This window comes from Ktedonobacterales bacterium, assembly GCA_036557285.1.
Taxonomy (GTDB): domain Bacteria; phylum Chloroflexota; class Ktedonobacteria; order Ktedonobacterales; family DATBGS01; genus DATBHW01.
Genome location: DATBHW010000046.1, coordinates 31,853 through 46,578 on the forward strand (window position 1 = coordinate 31,853; position 14,726 = coordinate 46,578).

Genomic DNA, 14,726 nt, shown 5'->3' on the forward strand with positions numbered 1-14,726 from the left:
GCGGCGTGTCCATATGTCTAGGTAGTTGATGACCAGCCCATCGGCAGCCACCATCGCTATTTCTGTTCTTCTTGCTGCTTTCCCTGACCCTGGCGGCGCTTGTCCAGCCAGCTTTTGATCGCGCCTTCTTCGCCAAAGGGCGTTGGCTCGTAATAGCGTCGTCCTTTGAGGGTATCGGGGAGATACTCCTGAAGCGCCTCTGGCGGCGGGCGTGTGGGGTCATCGGTAGTCATCTGCTGGTAGACATCGTGGCTGTAGATATAGCCCTTGCTGTAGTCCAGGTCTTTCATTAACTGGGTGGGGGCGTTGCGAATCCAGAGCGGAACTGGATCGCTGCGAGTCTGCTGCACGTCCTGCTCGACTCGCGCGTAGGCCATATACAGGGCGTTGCTTTTGGGGGCAGCAGCCAGATGCACGACAAGCTGCGCCAGGGCGAGCTTACCTTCAGGCATGCCGATGAAATGTACAGCCTGTTGGGCGGCGACGGCAACGACCAGCGCCTGGGGATCGGCCATGCCTACGTCCTCGCTGGCAAAGCGAATGAGCCGCCGGACGATATAGAGCGGGTCTTCGCCTGCCTCCAGCATGCGCCCCAGCCAGTAGAGGCTGGCGTCGGGGTCAGAGCCGCGCAGGGCTTTATGCAGGGCGGAGATGAGGTTGTAGTGTTCTTCGCCCGCTTTATCATAGAGCAGGGCGCGATGCTGAAGCGCGCCTTCGATAGCCGCGATAGTGATGATGCGCTGGCCGGTTTCGTCCGGCAGAGCGGCGTCTGTCGCCAGTTCCAGGGCGTTGAGGGCGACACGCGCGTCACCGTTGGCGGCGATGGCAAGGAAATCCAGGGCGTTGGGCTGAAGGATGGTCTGAAGACGGCCAAGGCCGCGCTCAGGGTCGCTGAGGGCGCGCTGAATGATAACTGCAACCTGCTCATCAGAGAGGGCGCGCAGGGTGAAGACGCGGGAGCGCGAGAGCAGCGCGGCGTTGACCTCAAAGCTGGGGTTTTCGGTGGTGGCCCCGATCAGCGTAACGACGCCGCGCTCGACATGGGGCAGCACAGCGTCTTGCTGCGCTTTATTGAAGCGATGAATCTCGTCAATAAAAAGGATGGTTCGCTGGTTGTAGGCTTTGCGGCGCTCATTCGCCGTTTCAACAGCTTTACGCAGTTCGACAACGCCAGCGGTCACGGCGCTCAGACGGATAAAATAGGTGTGGGTGGCTCCGGCGATGACTTCGGCCAGCGTGGTCTTGCCGGAGCCGGGCGGCCCCCACAGAATCATCGAGGGTACGTGATCGCTCTCGATGGCGCGGCGCAAGACCTTGCCTGGGCCGATGATATGCTCCTGCCCAACGATCTCATCAAGGGCGCGCGGGCGCATGCGCGCGGCCAGCGGCATATGGGCATCGCTGGCCGATTTTGAGGCAACTGAGCCTGGCGCTTCGTCGGCGTCAAAGAGCGAGCGTTGGTTGTCGGAATGCTCGGAATGAGTCATGGCACTGCTTGCCTTCTGCCTGCAACATCAACAGATACGTTAACAACGATATTCTACCCGCTTTTTCTTGACATCTTCTGTCAGGTTTTGGAGTATCCGTAAAGAGATTGCTGCCATCAAGCCTGATAGCATTATACGTTACAGAACATGAGCCAGTGAGCCGTCCGATCTTTAGTCGGGGGATGAATGGCCCAACGGAACGCGATTGACAACGTATCATATGATGTGATACATTGTTGCCATGAAACAAGGTACAGGATTCCGTTTAACATCCCAGGCCAGAGCGCTCTTAGATGCCATGAGCAAAGCAGACGGTATCTCGCGCACGGCCATGCTGGAAATCTTAATCCGTGAAGGAGCCAAGAAGCGAGGCGTGCGTGCTGATTCTGGAATACAAGCTCAGAGCTAACAAAAGCCAGCAAACAGCAATAGATGAGGCTATCCGTACCACGCAGTTTGTGCGCAATAAGGCACTCCGGCTCTGGATGGATACGCGGGGTACGGGGCCATATCAACTTCAGGCGCTCTGCTCCCAACTGGCGAAAGAGTTCCCCTTTGCCGCTCGGCTCAATGCGATGGCAAGGCAGGCAGCAGCAGACCGAGCCTGGTTCGCTATCAGCCGGTTCTACGACAACTGCAAAAGCGGCAAACCCGGCAAGAAGGGCTATCCCCGTTTCCAGAAGGATAATCGCAGCGTCGAGTACAAGACTTCTGGCTGGAAACTGGAAGCGGATGGCAAGCAGCTCACTTTCACCGATGGCCTGGGCATGGGCACGGTACGGCTCATTGGCACGCGCTCCATTGAAACCTTCCCCATTGCTCAGATCAAGCGGGTGCGTCTGCTGCGTCGTGCCGATGGCTATTATGTCCAGTTTGCCGTCCAGGCAGATCGGCAAATCACGCATGAGCCAACGGGCAAGCAGATCGGCATTGATGTGGGCCTGAAAGCCTTCTATACCGACTCGGACGGGCAACAGGTAGACAATCCCCGGTATCTGTGCAAGGCAGAAACGAAACTGAAGCGCTTGCATCGGCGTGTTTCGCGCAAGGTGAAGCGCTCCAAAAACCGCAAGAAAGCTATCAAGCGACTGGCTAAGGGCTATTTGAGAGTCAGCAGGCAGCGTAAAGATTTTGCAGTCAAGGCTGCGAGAGCGCTTATCCAATCTAGCGATTTGGTCGCCTACGAAGACTTGAAAATAGCGAGCCTGGTCAAGAACCATCACCTTGCCAAAAGGATCAGCGATGCCAGTTGGGGGCTGTTCCTGGGCTGGCTTAGATACTATGGGCAGATGCACGGCATTTCCGTGATAGCCGTCTCCCCACGCTACACGACGCAGGATTGCAGCGGGTGCGGCGAGCGGGTGAAAAAGACGCTCAGCATGCGGACCCATATCTGCCCTGCTTGTGGGCTGGTGCTTGATCGGGACTATAACGCGGCCCTCAACATTCTCTTTGCTGCCTTGGAATACCTGGCAGCCTACCGTACCGCCGGGCAGGCGGAAACGGGTCGCTCGCAAGAGCGGCAAAACGCTTCTGGACAGTGGACCTCTAGCGCTCTCAAGCGATTGAGAGTGGTCAAGCCCGCTGGCTGAAGGAAGAATCTCCCGGTTGTAACCGGGGGAGTGTCAACTGCGCTCATGATCCATTTCGCGCGAGTTTCACTCATGAGGCGCTGTGTTCCTGATGAAGCCCGCGAATCACCATTTGGACCAGCCGCCGAAAACTCTCATCCAGGTCCAGGGGGATGCCGAAGCCACCAGAGGTTTCCAGCGCGACGAAGCCGTGCAGCGCGCTGCGCAGCCCCCGGATAGCATGGATGGCCGCCTCGCCCTGAAGGCCATAGGCGGCCAGTACGGCGGCTATAACCTCGACCGCTTCTTGCGCGGCGGTTTGCCATTGCTGGTCGCCTGCATCGGGCGCGCGAACGGTGGTGGCGTACAGCCCTGGATGCTCTTTCGCAAAGGCACGAAATGCCTGGGCCAGCGCGGCGACGGCCTCGTCCGCCGCCTTGCCCATGACGGCTCGTGTCAGTCGGGCGTTCAGTTCGCGTATGCCAAGCTGCGCCAGATCGCGGCGCAAGCCTCCCAGGCCCGCTATATGGTTGTAAAGCGAGGGAGCGCGGATGCCCAGGCGTTCGGCCAGCCTGGCGAGCGTCAACTGCTCCAGTCCTTCGGCGTCGGCCAGGTCGGCTGCCGCCTGGATGACCGCTGCGCGATCCAGTCGTGCTTTAGGCAGCATGAGCGCCTGGCTCCAGGAAACGCCGCCGGGCGACAGCAATCGCGCGGTCCATCGCGGCCAGCGGCGCATTCAGCACCGGCCCATGCCCGACGGCCAGGCGCGCTGGCTCCAGGCCGCGCAGGGCTTCGGCGCTGCGCAGGGCTGTCTCTTTGTGCCAGGTTGCCATAGCGGGGAACGGGAAGAGAGGCCGCACGACCCCTGAAACGGCGATGCCGCCGCGTGTCTGGAAGGCGTCGCCAGCGATCAGCGTCCCTTCGCGGCGGTCCAGAAAGGCTACATGGCCGGGCGTATGGCCGGGGGCCGCGATAACTTCCAGCGACCCGACGTAATCGCCTGGCGCGAGGGTTCGGGTTGGCCTGGTGGCGCAGATGGGATAGCCGCCGCGCAGCTTGACCTGCGGCTCCTGGGGATCGAGGCTGTGATCGCCGCTGAGGAAGCGCGCGTCGCGGGCGCTGATCAAGACTTCCGCATCAGGCAATTGCGTGTGCAGCGCGTCGAGCGAGCCGACATGATCGACATGCGCGTGCGTCAGAGCGATGCGAACAATGGGCGCGCCCAGCGCCCGCGCAGCGTTGAGGATGGCTTGTGCGCTGCCGGAGAGGCCCGTATCAACGAGGGTAAAGCCGTCGTCTTCGCGCACGAAATAGCAGTTCACGAACCCCAGGCGCTCAAGTTGGTACAGGTACTTGCCCTGAGAAGTGGTTTTCATTGTTTTCTTCCTTTCGTCTGCTCTTGACAAACTAATATAATTAGTATATATACTAATTATATTAGTTTGTCAAGAGGAAAATGCTCAAAAAGGCAGATCATGATAAAATGCGAGCGGCGAGTTATCAACCTGATAACTCGCCGCTCTTGCTGGAATATGGGGCTGAGCGTCTGGGGTTAGCCTTTGGCGCGCTCCGCTGCGGCGGTCAGCGCCCGCCGGGTGTAGACGCGCACCAGATGCGCCCGGTATTCTTCCGAGGCATAGGCGTCGCTGAGGAAGTCCATGCCGTCGGCGGCGTGGCTGGCCGCCTCAGCGATGTTCTCGGCTGTCAGGGTTTTGCCGGTCAGCGCGGCTTCAGTGGCGCTGGCGCGGACGGCCTTGGGGCCAGCGCCGGTGATCGCCACGCGGCAGCCGGTGCAGGCGCCAGAGGCGTCGCGGGTGACGACTGCCGCCACGCCGACTACCGCGTAGCGGCTGGCAGGGTGCGGGTGCTTGATGTAGGCCGCCCCCTGGCCTGGCTTCATCGCGGGTACGCGCACCTCGGTCAGCACTTCATGGGCATCCAGGGCTGTGGTGAGCATATCCACAAAGAAGTTGTCGGCGGTGATTGTTCGTTCGCCCCTTGGCCCGACGGCGCGTACCTCTGCGCCGAGCGCCAGCATGACGGCTGGCAGATCGGACGCCGGGTCAGCGTGCGCCAGGTTGCCGCCAATCGTGCCACGATTGCGCACCTGGACATCACCGACCTCTTTTTCGGCCTCCGGGATCACCGGGCAGGACCGCTTGAGGACATCCGAGCTTTCGGCCTGATAATGCGTGGTCAGCGCGCCAATGCTGATCGACCCGTTATCGGCTTTAATGCCGCTCATCCCTGAGATGTGGGTGATGTCAATGAGCATTTCGGGCTGAGCCAGACGCAGCTTCATCATCGGCAGCAGGCTGTGACCGCCCGCGATCAGCTTGGCGTTTTCGTGTCGGCCCAGCGCCTCGATGGCCTCCTGAATGCTGTGCGCCTGATGATACTCAAATTCACTGGGGAACATAGCGTGCGTTCCTCACTTTCTATGGCTGCCGCGCATGCTGAATGGCGCGCCACACGTTTTCGGGGGTCAGCGGTATGTCTACATGCGCGATGCCAAACGGCGCGAGCGCATCCACAACCGCGTTGGCGACTGCCGGTGTCGAACCAATCGTGCCGGTTTCGCCGATGCCCTTCACACCCAGCGGCTGATGCGGCGATGGGGTCACGGTATGGGCGAGATCGAAGCTAATCAGCTCATCTGCCTTGGGGACGACGTAATCCATCATGCTGCCGCTCAACAACTGGCCGTTGTCGTCATAGACACCATGTTCATAGAGCGCCTGGCCGATGCCTTGCGCCAGGCCGCCATGTACCTGCCCATCGACGATCATCGGGTTGATGACTGGGCCACAGTCGTCAACGGCAATGTAGCGCAGCAGTTTGGTCACGCCAGTATCGGCGTCTACCTCAACCTCGCAGAGATGTGCGCCAAACGGGAAGACGAAGTTGGGCGGATCGTAGTAGTGGTTTTCTTCCAGCATTGGCGTCACATCTGGCGGCAGATTGCCCGCCATGTAAGAGGCGAAGGCGATCTCCTGAATGGCCTTCTTCTTGTCTGGACTACCCTGGACAGAGAAGGTACCATTATCGAAGATCACATCGTCCACTGCGGCTTCAAGCAGATGCGCGGCAATCTTGCGCGCTTTCTCGCGGATTTTGCGCGCGGCCATCACCAGCGCCGCGCCGCCAACAGCAGTGGTGCGGCTGCCATAGGTACCCATGCCAAAGGGTACGCTGTTGGTGTCTCCATGCAAAATCTCGACGGCCTCAATGGGTACGCCCAGTTCGTGGGAAACAATCTGTGCGAACGTCGTTTCCTCGCCCTGGCCGTGTGGGCTGGAGCCGGTGAAGACCGTGACGGAGCCAGTGGGGTGCATGCGCACGACGGCGCTCTCCCACAGGCCGCCGCCAAAGCCAATGGCGTTGGCTCCTGCCGAGGGGGCAATCCCGCAGACCTCTACATAGGTAGAAAGGCCAATGCCCAGGTATCTGCCCTGCTTGCGCGCCTCGGCCTGGCGCTGACGGAAGCCCGCGTAGTCGGCCATTGCCAGCGCCTTGTCCAGCGAAGCCTGATAGTTGCCGCTGTCATAGACAAACGTGCCGATAGAAGTGTAGGGGAACTCATCCGGCTGGACGAAGTTCTTGCGGCGAATCTCAACCGGGTCCATGCCAAGCTCGTGGGCAACGAGGTCCACGCACCGCTCCACAAGGTACGTCGCCTCCGGGCGACCCGCGCCGCGATAAGCGTCGGTGGGTACTGTGTTGGTATAGACCCCGTAGGTATCGCTTTGCAGCGCCTCGAATTTGTAACATCCCGCCAGCATGGTGGCAAAGAGCCAGGTGGGTACGCCCGGCGCGGCAGTGGAGAGATAGGCGCCCATGTTGGCAATCGCCTTGACCCGAATGCCCAGGATGGCGCCGTCCTTCCTGGCGGCGACTTCGACCTCATCCACATGGTCGCGGCCATGTGTGGTTGCCAGATAGTTTTCGCGGCGCTCCTCGGTCCATTTCACCGGGCGAGCGAGCTTTTTGGAGGCCCACATGGCGAGGGCGTCGCCAGGATAGAATTGAATTTTGCTGCCAAAGCCGCCGCCCACGTCGCGGGCAATGACGCGCAGCTTATGTTCTGGGATGCCAGTCACCAGTGTACCCAGCAGTCGGGTCACGTGGGGGTTCTGGCTGGTGGTCCAGAGGGTCATTTCCTCTGCGCCAGCGTTCCAGCTTGCCACCGTTGCGTGTGTCTCCATCGCATTGGGGATGAGCCGCTGGTTGATAAAGCGCTGTTTCACGACCACCTCTGCGCTGGCAAAGGCGGCGTCAATATCGCCATTTTTTAACTGCCAGTGGAAGGCGATATTATTGGGGGCTTCGTCGTGCAGTTGTGGCGCTCCGGCCTGCATCGCTTTTTCCTGGTTGGTGACGGCAGGCAGCGGCTCGTAGTCAATATCAATCAGGTCCAGCGCGTCTTTGGCAGTGTAGGGGTCTTCGGCGATAACTACTGCCACACCATCGCCGGTGTAGCGTACCCGATCAGCTGCCAGGGCAGGGAAGGTTGGCTGGGCCATCTTTTGCCCATTGACCATGCCCAATTCCAGCACCCAGGCACAGGGAACGGGATTGAGGCCGCCATCCGCCAGATCCTTGCCGGTGAAGACGGCGACGACGCCAGGATGCGTCTTCGCCCTTTCGGTGTTGATGCCACGAATGCGCGCGTGTCCGTAGGGGCTGCGCAGCACGGCCATGTAGGTCTGGCCGGGCAGGTTTATATCGTCGGTGTAATAGCCCTTCCCGGTGATGAGGCGCGGGTCTTCGCGCCGCTTGACGGAGGCGCCAAAGATTTGAGTGATAGCCATCTTGCTTTCCTCCCTATCTCCCAGTTTGCGCGGGCTGAGGCTGCGCTGCTGCTGTTCGCATTTGCTCGGCGGCGTATTGCACCGCTGAGACGATGTTCTGATAGCCTGTGCAGCGGCACAGATTGCCCTCCAGGGCGTGACGAATCTCGTCTTCGGTGGGGTTCGCGTTGCGCTCCAGCAGTTGGACGGCGCTTATCATCATGCCCGGTGTGCAGAAGCCGCATTGCAGGCCATGCTTCTCCCAGAACCCTTCCTGAATGGGGTGGAGCGTTCCATTGGTCGCCAGACCCTCGACGGTCTTCACCTCTCCGCCGCTGGCCTGGACGGCCAGTACGGTGCAGCTTTTCACTGCCTGACCGTTGAGCATGACGGTGCAGGCGCCGCACTGGCTCGTATCACAGCCAATGTGGGTGCCGGTCAGATTGAGTACATCGCGCAGGTAATGCACCAGCAGCAGGCGTGGTTCGACTTCGTTCTGATGCTCCACGCCATTTACTTTGAGGTGTATCTTGTGTTTCATGGTTCAGTCCTCAGTTACGCTCGCTAAAACGTCTGATCTATGCAGCCCGCGACGTTGATGGTGGGGATCTGCAAGCGCAGTCGTTGCCGACAGTGGCCGCTTTCCAGGCGCCATATCTCAGGAGATGCGTCTTCACATCTTGTCCCGCGTTCAGGGAATGCGGAGCAATGCTGTGGCTGAGGGCCGGAGGGCCGCGCGCCGCCAGTATCCTTGCAGGCGTTGGCGTAGGCACAAGGAGGGGTAGCAGCCGGTTGAGGCAGCGGCGCCAAACCGGCTGGAGGGAGGATTGTGGGGGCAGGAAACGCTTTCCTGCCAGGGTGTTGAGCCTGCCACTCGACACGCTCGCCACCTTTCTCAGTTACTGTTACCCAATGGGCCAGACCCAGAGGATATGAGAAATCCCGAAACCACCCTGCTGAGGAAGAGAACGAACCGATGGAGATTGGTTAGGATTGCAGGACGGATGCCCCCGATCTTATCGGAGATTTGTTGCTCTGAGCGAGAACGCCTGCACCACACTATTATACGCTTAAAAGTTGCTTATGGGGAATGTACTCAATGATTGAATATGCAGAAATGCCTATGCAACGATTGTGCAACGACCATTCAGCGCCGCTGCCCGCTTCCCAGCATTGCCAGCATCAGCAAGAGTTCTTCGCTATCGTCGTGAAAACGATCAGTCGCCAGCACCTGATGCGCCAGCCCCAGGCGGTACGCTTCGGCGGCGTTGATGCGTTCGCCGGTTAGCATCAGGCGCAGGGCCGCGCGCGGCGCGAGACGGCGATGAAAGAGCGCCGCCGCCAGCGGCGGGAAGACGCCCAGTTTGATTTCTGGCAGGCCAAACTGGGCGTCTTCCCGCGCGACGAGTGTATCGCAGAGCGCGGCCAGTTCGCAGCCGCCGCCCAGCGCCAGTCCCTTGACCAGCGCGACAGAGGGGATGGCTGCCGCTGTTAGCTCGGCGAAGGCGCGATATTGGTCCTGTACGGCGGCGATCATGTCCGCGTCTTTGCCAGGCAGGTGATCGCGCACATCCACGCCCGCGCAAAAGGCGCGCTCACCCTCGCTGGTCAGGACGATGAGGCGCGTCTGCCCATCGGCGCGCGCGCGCCGCAGGGCGACATTCAGCGCCTGTAATGTTGGTAGATCAAGGATATTGAGCGGGGGCCGGTTGATCGAAAGACGCAGCAGCCCGGCGCGCTGTTGGCTCAGTAGTGGTTCTGGCATGGAGCGACCTCACATTAGAAATCGGGTTCTTTCCCTAGATAGCGCATCTCGTTCCTTCGCGCCTGAAGATGCGCCTGCTCCAGATCGATATGATAATGCTCGGCGATGCGAATCAGACAGTAGAAAATATCGGCCAACTCGTCAGCAATATCGTCTTTGGTGGTGGCATAGCTGGGATCACCTGCACGGTCAGGGAGGTAATAGCGTTCGGCCATCATAACATGCTTTGAGAGATCGCCGGCCTGCTTCATCAATTCTATCATCGTCGCTTCGATAGTCCAGGGGCGCTGCTCAGCAGCAGCGAAGGCCGCGATGACCGTTCGCGTCATGTCGATCAACTCTTGGAAGCTGTAGGCGCTTGTCATACGGTTGTTCCCCCTCGGAGCGTCAGCCGGGCTGGAATCGCTTGTATCTGGCGCTGGACGCGCGCCGCGCGCCTTCATCCAGAAGGTATCTGATATAATTGGAAGTCACGAAAACTCTGCACCAGGGTAAGCGAACCTGCCAGGAATTGCCGAAAGGCGGGCAGAAAGCTGTCCAGGTAGGTGTTGTCGTGGCTCCTGACAATGTACGTCAGCAGAGTGTCATTATACAGCAGATAGGCAAATCCGTTCTGGCGCAGCAGCGTCAGCATGCCTGCTGGAGTTTGTCCGGCGGTTTCGAGATAGGGTACCCAGTCCTGGCTGGCGTCGTCAACGTAGTCGCGCCCCTCCAGGTAGTAGCCTGGCCCGATGACGAGGAGCTTTGCCGAGCGCGGGATGTTCGCGTTCACGTAGTCCACCATTGCCCAGTAGCCCGGACTCATCAACGAGGTTCTTTCCCAGCGTTGCAGCGAGACCTGACCGCTCACCAGCGGGAGCGGGTTATGGTAGGGGAGCCAGATCAGGCTGGATAATGGTATCAGATAGATGACCAGGAGCAGTATCGCGGTGGGTACGGTGGAGCGCAGCAGTTGCGCGATGACGCGCCCGAAGGGCCACTGCCAGCGTATCCGGCAGAGTCGATCCAGCGCAAACGCCGCTGGCCCGATGAGCAGCAGGAGCCAGGCCACCGCGTAGCGTTCAAGCTGCGCTCCTGAAAGCAGCCAGGCTATATATGCGCCAGCAGCCACTGCCAGCCAGAGCGCCTGTTCTCTGGCGGTGGCGTAGGTCTGCGACTGCGCCAGGGCCAGTCGTTTTGGCCCAAAGCGCGACCACCCGACGACCAGTATGATCGGAACGAGCAGCGCCGCCACCAGCAAGAAATTGGCGGGTGTGTAGAATGGCTCGCCCAGGCGATTAAGATCAAAGAAGAGTCCAAAGAAGGATTCGGGCAGGCGCTGCCAGAATGGCTCTTGTGGGCCGGTGTGGGCCATCGTCAAGTCCCATGTGATTGTGCGCGCCTCATTCCAGGCTGGCCCTCCCCAGAGGAAGGGGTAGATCGGATTGCCCAGCAGCGCCCAGTCCCGAACAAGCCAGGGCAGCAGCGGCAGGAGACAGGCTCCCCCGTAGAGAAGTAGAGCGTTTGTGTGCTGTCGCAGCAGCGGCCAGACTGGTATTCTTTGCCGCCTGACGTTCAGCAGTCTGGCGATCCCTACACCGATGAGCAGGACCAGGATACCCACCACGATCTGCCCTGCGGTGTATTTCGTACCCAGCCCAAATCCTGAGTAGAGTCCTGCCAGCAGGATCAGGTGCGCTTGCCCTGAAGCTTCTGGCTGCCTGCTCTGCTTCAGCCAGACGAAGGTCACGGCCACAGCCGCCAGGCCGTAGTAGGCCATTGCCAGTTCGTTATAGCCGCTGATGAGCAGCGTGGTGAAGAGTGGGCTGGCGAAGCAGAGCGCCAGGCCGATCCACGCCGCTGCGCTGCCGACGCGACGGTAGAGCGGCGCGATGAGCAAGATCACGATCAACACACCAAAGACGCTTTGCATCCAGGTTGCGGCTACCTCGGAGCCAAAGGCCAGCGCAAGTGTCGCCAGCAGTTCGCTGTTAAAAGGCAAATCGGCGGCGGCCCAGCCCGGCCAGACCAGGACCGCGTGATGGAGCAGATACAGCCTGGGGGCTGCCCAATGATACAGGTAGAGATCGTAGCCATAGGGGAGATATGGTGGCGCGAGCGTGTGCAGCAGCAGCAGCGCCAGTTGAATCAGGACAATAACGCCCAGGATTCTGGTCAGGATGCTGCGCGGTAGCAAGCGCCGCGCCCGGAGAACAAGGCCCGGCTGGGCGCAGAGCGCGAGGAGATGCTGCGCTTCGCGCCAGCAGAGCGCCAGCGCCAGCCCAAGCGCCGCCAGCAGCGCCCAGGGGTAGAGCAGATGGGCCAGCCCCAGCGCCAGCACGCCCAGGCTAAAGATGCCCCAGCCCAGCCCCAGCGCCAGCGCGCCGCGCTCCAGGCGAGAGAAATCAGCTAAGTTGAAGGGGCGCAGCAGGCGCATCCCCACCGCCAGACCAGCCAGAGCGACCAGCCCAACGACGCCGAGCGCGAACACGTCATCGAGCAGGGTCAGCGCGTGGGGCTTGTCGGGCTGCGGGAGATAGATCAGATAATGATAAAGGGTCGCCAGCGCCAGAAGCGTCCCCAGGGTCAGCAGCGCGAGCGCCTGCCGCCGGGATACTGGCCTGCGTGGTCCAGTGTAATAGAAGTCTTCTGCTGTGGGCTTTCTTTCTGTTAGAGGGGGTCTTTGCGCTGCTGCGCCCCCGATACTTCTCCTGGAAGCATCCATACCATCGCTGCGGTCAAAGGTATCAACCTTCATCTTTTCCTCCGTACAGTCCCTGTGGGCAGGAGGAGTATAACAAGTGGCAGATTCCTCCGCAAGATGACGAGATTGAGGTATGATGGCAGACGCAAACGCCCCAGCATAGCTCTGAGCTGTACTGGGGCGCTGGGATTGGCGACAATCTAGAACGTTGGCCGCGTGGCAAAAATGCTCAAGGGCAGATAGGCGGAGACAATCCAGTTGGGCGCGTCAACGACTTCGCTGATCTTCAGGTCAACGGCGGCTCCGCAGAGGCAATACGCCTGCTCGCGGGTCATGTTATGCTCAGCGGAGAGGTAGTCAATGATATAGCGGATAGCCTGCTGGGTGTCCTTGAACAGGTCCGGGCCATGCGCTGTTGCCACGTAATACCCGGCTTCATCGGCCACCGTCAGCTTCTTGCCTGGGGGAGTCAGGAAGCGCAGTTCGGGGATGTTTGCGCCTTTCTTCAGGTTGAAGCGCAGGGTGACGGTCATCAAGGTTTCAACGCCGGTGCCATTGACTTCGCCGTCGCCCTGGGCGGAATGGCAATCGCCGCAGGAGAAGAGTGCGCCGGGTACCAGCACCGGAAACCAGACTTTGGCGCCAGGGGTCAGGTGGCGAATATCAATATTGCCCGCGTTCTCGCGCGGCGGGATGGTGATCAAGCGACCTGATTCGCGTGGGCCAACGCCCATTACGCCACAAAACGGCTCGTAGGGGATGCGAATGTCAGGTCGGAAGATAACGGAGTTCCCCTCAAACGAGTAGTGATGCAGGTAGGGGTTAGAGAAGTCCTCGGCCAGCAAGCCAAAGCCAGGGATTACTGCATTCCAGCCCCAGCCCTTGTGCTGAATGCTGATGATGTCCACTTCCAGGGCGTCTCCGGGTTCGGCTCCCTCCACGTAGACGGGGCCGGTCAGCGGATGGATGAACGCGAAGTCCAGGGCGCTGACTACTTCAGCGGGGGATTGCGGGGTCACTTGCCCGGCTGAGGCTTCGAGCGTCTCAAAGACTACCGTGTCTCCGGGCTGGATATGCACACGCGGCGGGAGGGTGTTGTCCCAGAAGGCATGGGGTTGGGTGTCGTCGAGATGATGAGTTGCCATGTGAGTTCCCCTTTCGCTGAGATCGTTCCGTTGAACAGTTTCTACTGAAGAGTTTCTACGCTACGCCATATTCAGTTCAGCCGCTCGATGATCGTGGCGATGCCCTGGCCGACGCCAATACACATCGTCGCCAGACCCAGCCGAGCGTCGCGCCGCTCCATTTCGTAGAGCAGAGTGGTCAGAATGCGCGCGCCTGAGCAGCCCAGTGGATGGCCCAGCGCGATAGCGCCGCCGTTGACGTTGGTGTGCTCGTGGTCCAATCCCAGCGCGCGCATGCACTGGAGGGTCTGGACGGCAAACGCCTCGTTGAGTTCGGCCAGATCAAGGTCGCTGGCGCGCAGCCCGGCGCGCTCCAGGGCTTTCTGCGTAGCCGGAATCGGCCCCAGGCCCATCTGCGCCGGATCGACCCCGGCGACGGCGCTGGAAAGGATGCGCGCGCGTGGGCGCACGCCCAGGGCTTCGGCGCGTCGGCGGCTGGTAAGGACCAGGGCCGCTGCGCCGTCGTTGATGCCTGCCGAATTGCCAGCGGTGACGCTGCCGCCCTGGCGGAAGACCGGCTTGAGCGCCGCCAGCTTTTCCAGGCTGGTGTCGGCGCGCGGCTGCTCGTCGGTATCCACCAGCATCGGCTCGCCCTTTTTCTGCGGGATGGGGACCGGGACAATCTCGTCGCGGAAGCGCCCGGCGCTGATGGCCGCGACGGCCCGCTGGTGGCTCGCCAGGGCGTAGGCGTCCTGATCGGCGCGGCTCACACGATGGGCCTCGGCCACGTTTTCGGCGGTTTCGCCCATGCTGTAGGGGTGGTACATCTCCGCCAGACGTGGATTGACGAAACGCCAGCCCAGCGTCGTGTCTTGCAGGTTCAGTGCGCCACGCGGAAAGGCCGCGTCGGGCTTGCCCAGCACAAAAGGCGCGCGCGTCATGCTCTCCACGCCTCCTGCCACAAACAGGTCGCCCGCGCCGGTCTGGATGGCCTGCGCGGCGCTGTTGACGGCCTGCAAGCCTGAGCCGCAGAGGCGATTGATCGTCTGGCCTGCCACGCTGATGGGCAGCCCGGCCAGCAAGAGCGCCATGCGCGCCACGTTGCGGTTATCTTCCCCCGCCTGGTTGGCGCAGCCCAGGATCACATCCTCGATAGCGTCTTTGGGTACGCCCGCCCGTTGCACTGCTTCGGCAATGACCAGCGCGGCCAGGTCATCGGGCCGGGCATCTTTGAGCGCGCCAGCGTATTTGCCAATAGGTGTGCGTACTGCGGAAATAATGACAGCTTCGTCCATCGGTGGCTCCT

At 60.9% G+C, this 14,726-nt stretch carries 12 protein-coding genes; 1 reads left to right on the forward strand and 11 read right to left on the reverse strand.

Annotated features, from left to right (window positions below; translation table 11 throughout):
* Nucleotides 1-56 precede the first annotated feature (56 nt).
* The gene (locus tag VH599_13735) at nucleotides 57-1,487 is read right to left on the reverse strand and encodes a replication-associated recombination protein A (protein ID HEY7349370.1); all 1,431 of its coding nucleotides are present in this window, start codon (nucleotides 1,485-1,487) and stop codon (nucleotides 57-59) included.
* 377 nt (nucleotides 1,488-1,864) lie between these two features.
* Here VH599_13735 and VH599_13740 point away from each other — a divergent pair, with 377 nt between their 5' ends.
* Nucleotides 1,865-3,079: a transposase gene (locus VH599_13740; GenBank protein ID HEY7349371.1), complete on the forward strand. Its 1,215-nt coding sequence runs from the start codon at nucleotides 1,865-1,867 to the stop codon at nucleotides 3,077-3,079.
* 70 nt (nucleotides 3,080-3,149) lie between these two features.
* Here VH599_13740 and VH599_13745 read toward each other — a convergent pair whose 3' ends face one another.
* The 10 genes from VH599_13745 to VH599_13790 all read right to left on the reverse strand — a co-directional run bounded on the left by VH599_13745 (nucleotide 3,150) and on the right by VH599_13790 (nucleotide 14,715).
* Entirely contained in the window at nucleotides 3,150-3,725 is a 576-nt protein-coding gene (locus tag VH599_13745) for a WHG domain-containing protein (protein HEY7349372.1), read from the reverse strand.
* Nucleotides 3,715-4,434, reverse strand: a complete 720-nt coding sequence (locus VH599_13750; GenBank protein HEY7349373.1) for an MBL fold metallo-hydrolase — start codon at nucleotides 4,432-4,434, stop codon at nucleotides 3,715-3,717. The genes VH599_13745 and VH599_13750 overlap by 11 nt, the downstream gene beginning before the upstream one ends.
* Before the next feature lie 176 nt (nucleotides 4,435-4,610).
* Nucleotides 4,611-5,477, reverse strand: coding sequence for a xanthine dehydrogenase family protein subunit M (locus VH599_13755; protein ID HEY7349374.1), 867 nt, complete (start codon nucleotides 5,475-5,477; stop codon nucleotides 4,611-4,613).
* A gap of 19 nt (nucleotides 5,478-5,496) precedes the next feature.
* Nucleotides 5,497-7,869 (reverse strand): molybdopterin cofactor-binding domain-containing protein, encoded by a 2,373-nt coding sequence (locus tag VH599_13760; protein HEY7349375.1) that lies wholly within the window; start codon nucleotides 7,867-7,869, stop codon nucleotides 5,497-5,499.
* A gap of 13 nt (nucleotides 7,870-7,882) precedes the next feature.
* The gene (locus VH599_13765; protein ID HEY7349376.1) at nucleotides 7,883-8,389 is read right to left on the reverse strand and encodes a (2Fe-2S)-binding protein; all 507 of its coding nucleotides are present in this window, start codon (nucleotides 8,387-8,389) and stop codon (nucleotides 7,883-7,885) included.
* 606 nt (nucleotides 8,390-8,995) lie between these two features.
* The gene (locus VH599_13770) at nucleotides 8,996-9,613 is read right to left on the reverse strand and encodes an enoyl-CoA hydratase/isomerase family protein (GenBank protein ID HEY7349377.1); all 618 of its coding nucleotides are present in this window, start codon (nucleotides 9,611-9,613) and stop codon (nucleotides 8,996-8,998) included.
* A 14-nt stretch (nucleotides 9,614-9,627) separates the two neighbouring features.
* A complete protein-coding gene (locus tag VH599_13775; protein ID HEY7349378.1) occupies nucleotides 9,628-9,978 on the reverse strand; it encodes a MazG-like family protein in 351 nt (116 codons plus the stop codon).
* Between the two features lie 74 nt (nucleotides 9,979-10,052).
* A complete protein-coding gene (locus tag VH599_13780) occupies nucleotides 10,053-12,350 on the reverse strand; it encodes a hypothetical protein (GenBank protein ID HEY7349379.1) in 2,298 nt (765 codons plus the stop codon).
* 146 nt (nucleotides 12,351-12,496) lie between these two features.
* Nucleotides 12,497-13,441 (reverse strand): acetamidase/formamidase family protein, encoded by a 945-nt coding sequence (locus VH599_13785; protein ID HEY7349380.1) that lies wholly within the window; start codon nucleotides 13,439-13,441, stop codon nucleotides 12,497-12,499.
* Between the two features lie 71 nt (nucleotides 13,442-13,512).
* Entirely contained in the window at nucleotides 13,513-14,715 is a 1,203-nt protein-coding gene (locus VH599_13790; GenBank protein HEY7349381.1) for a thiolase family protein, read from the reverse strand.
* Nucleotides 14,716-14,726: the final 11 nt, after the last annotated feature.

What these genes read in the sequence shown, in the direction of transcription:
- VH599_13735 (HEY7349370.1), bottom strand. Translation starts at nt 1,487, where the DNA reads ATGACTCATTCCGAGCATTCCGACAACCAACGCTCGCTCTTTGACGCC.
- VH599_13755 (HEY7349374.1), bottom strand. Translation starts at nt 5,477, where the DNA reads ATGTTCCCCAGTGAATTTGAGTATCATCAGGCGCACAGCATTCAGGAG.
- VH599_13750 (HEY7349373.1), bottom strand. Translation starts at nt 4,434, where the DNA reads ATGAAAACCACTTCTCAGGGCAAGTACCTGTACCAACTTGAGCGCCTG.
- VH599_13785 (HEY7349380.1), bottom strand. Translation starts at nt 13,441, where the DNA reads ATGGCAACTCATCATCTCGACGACACCCAACCCCATGCCTTCTGGGAC.
- VH599_13765 (HEY7349376.1), bottom strand. Translation starts at nt 8,389, where the DNA reads ATGAAACACAAGATACACCTCAAAGTAAATGGCGTGGAGCATCAGAAC.
- VH599_13760 (HEY7349375.1), bottom strand. Translation starts at nt 7,869, where the DNA reads ATGGCTATCACTCAAATCTTTGGCGCCTCCGTCAAGCGGCGCGAAGAC.
- VH599_13780 (HEY7349379.1), bottom strand. Translation starts at nt 12,350, where the DNA reads ATGAAGGTTGATACCTTTGACCGCAGCGATGGTATGGATGCTTCCAGG.
- VH599_13775 (HEY7349378.1), bottom strand. Translation starts at nt 9,978, where the DNA reads ATGACAAGCGCCTACAGCTTCCAAGAGTTGATCGACATGACGCGAACG.
- VH599_13770 (HEY7349377.1), bottom strand. Translation starts at nt 9,613, where the DNA reads ATGCCAGAACCACTACTGAGCCAACAGCGCGCCGGGCTGCTGCGTCTT.
- VH599_13745 (HEY7349372.1), bottom strand. Translation starts at nt 3,725, where the DNA reads ATGCTGCCTAAAGCACGACTGGATCGCGCAGCGGTCATCCAGGCGGCA.
- VH599_13790 (HEY7349381.1), bottom strand. Translation starts at nt 14,715, where the DNA reads ATGGACGAAGCTGTCATTATTTCCGCAGTACGCACACCTATTGGCAAA.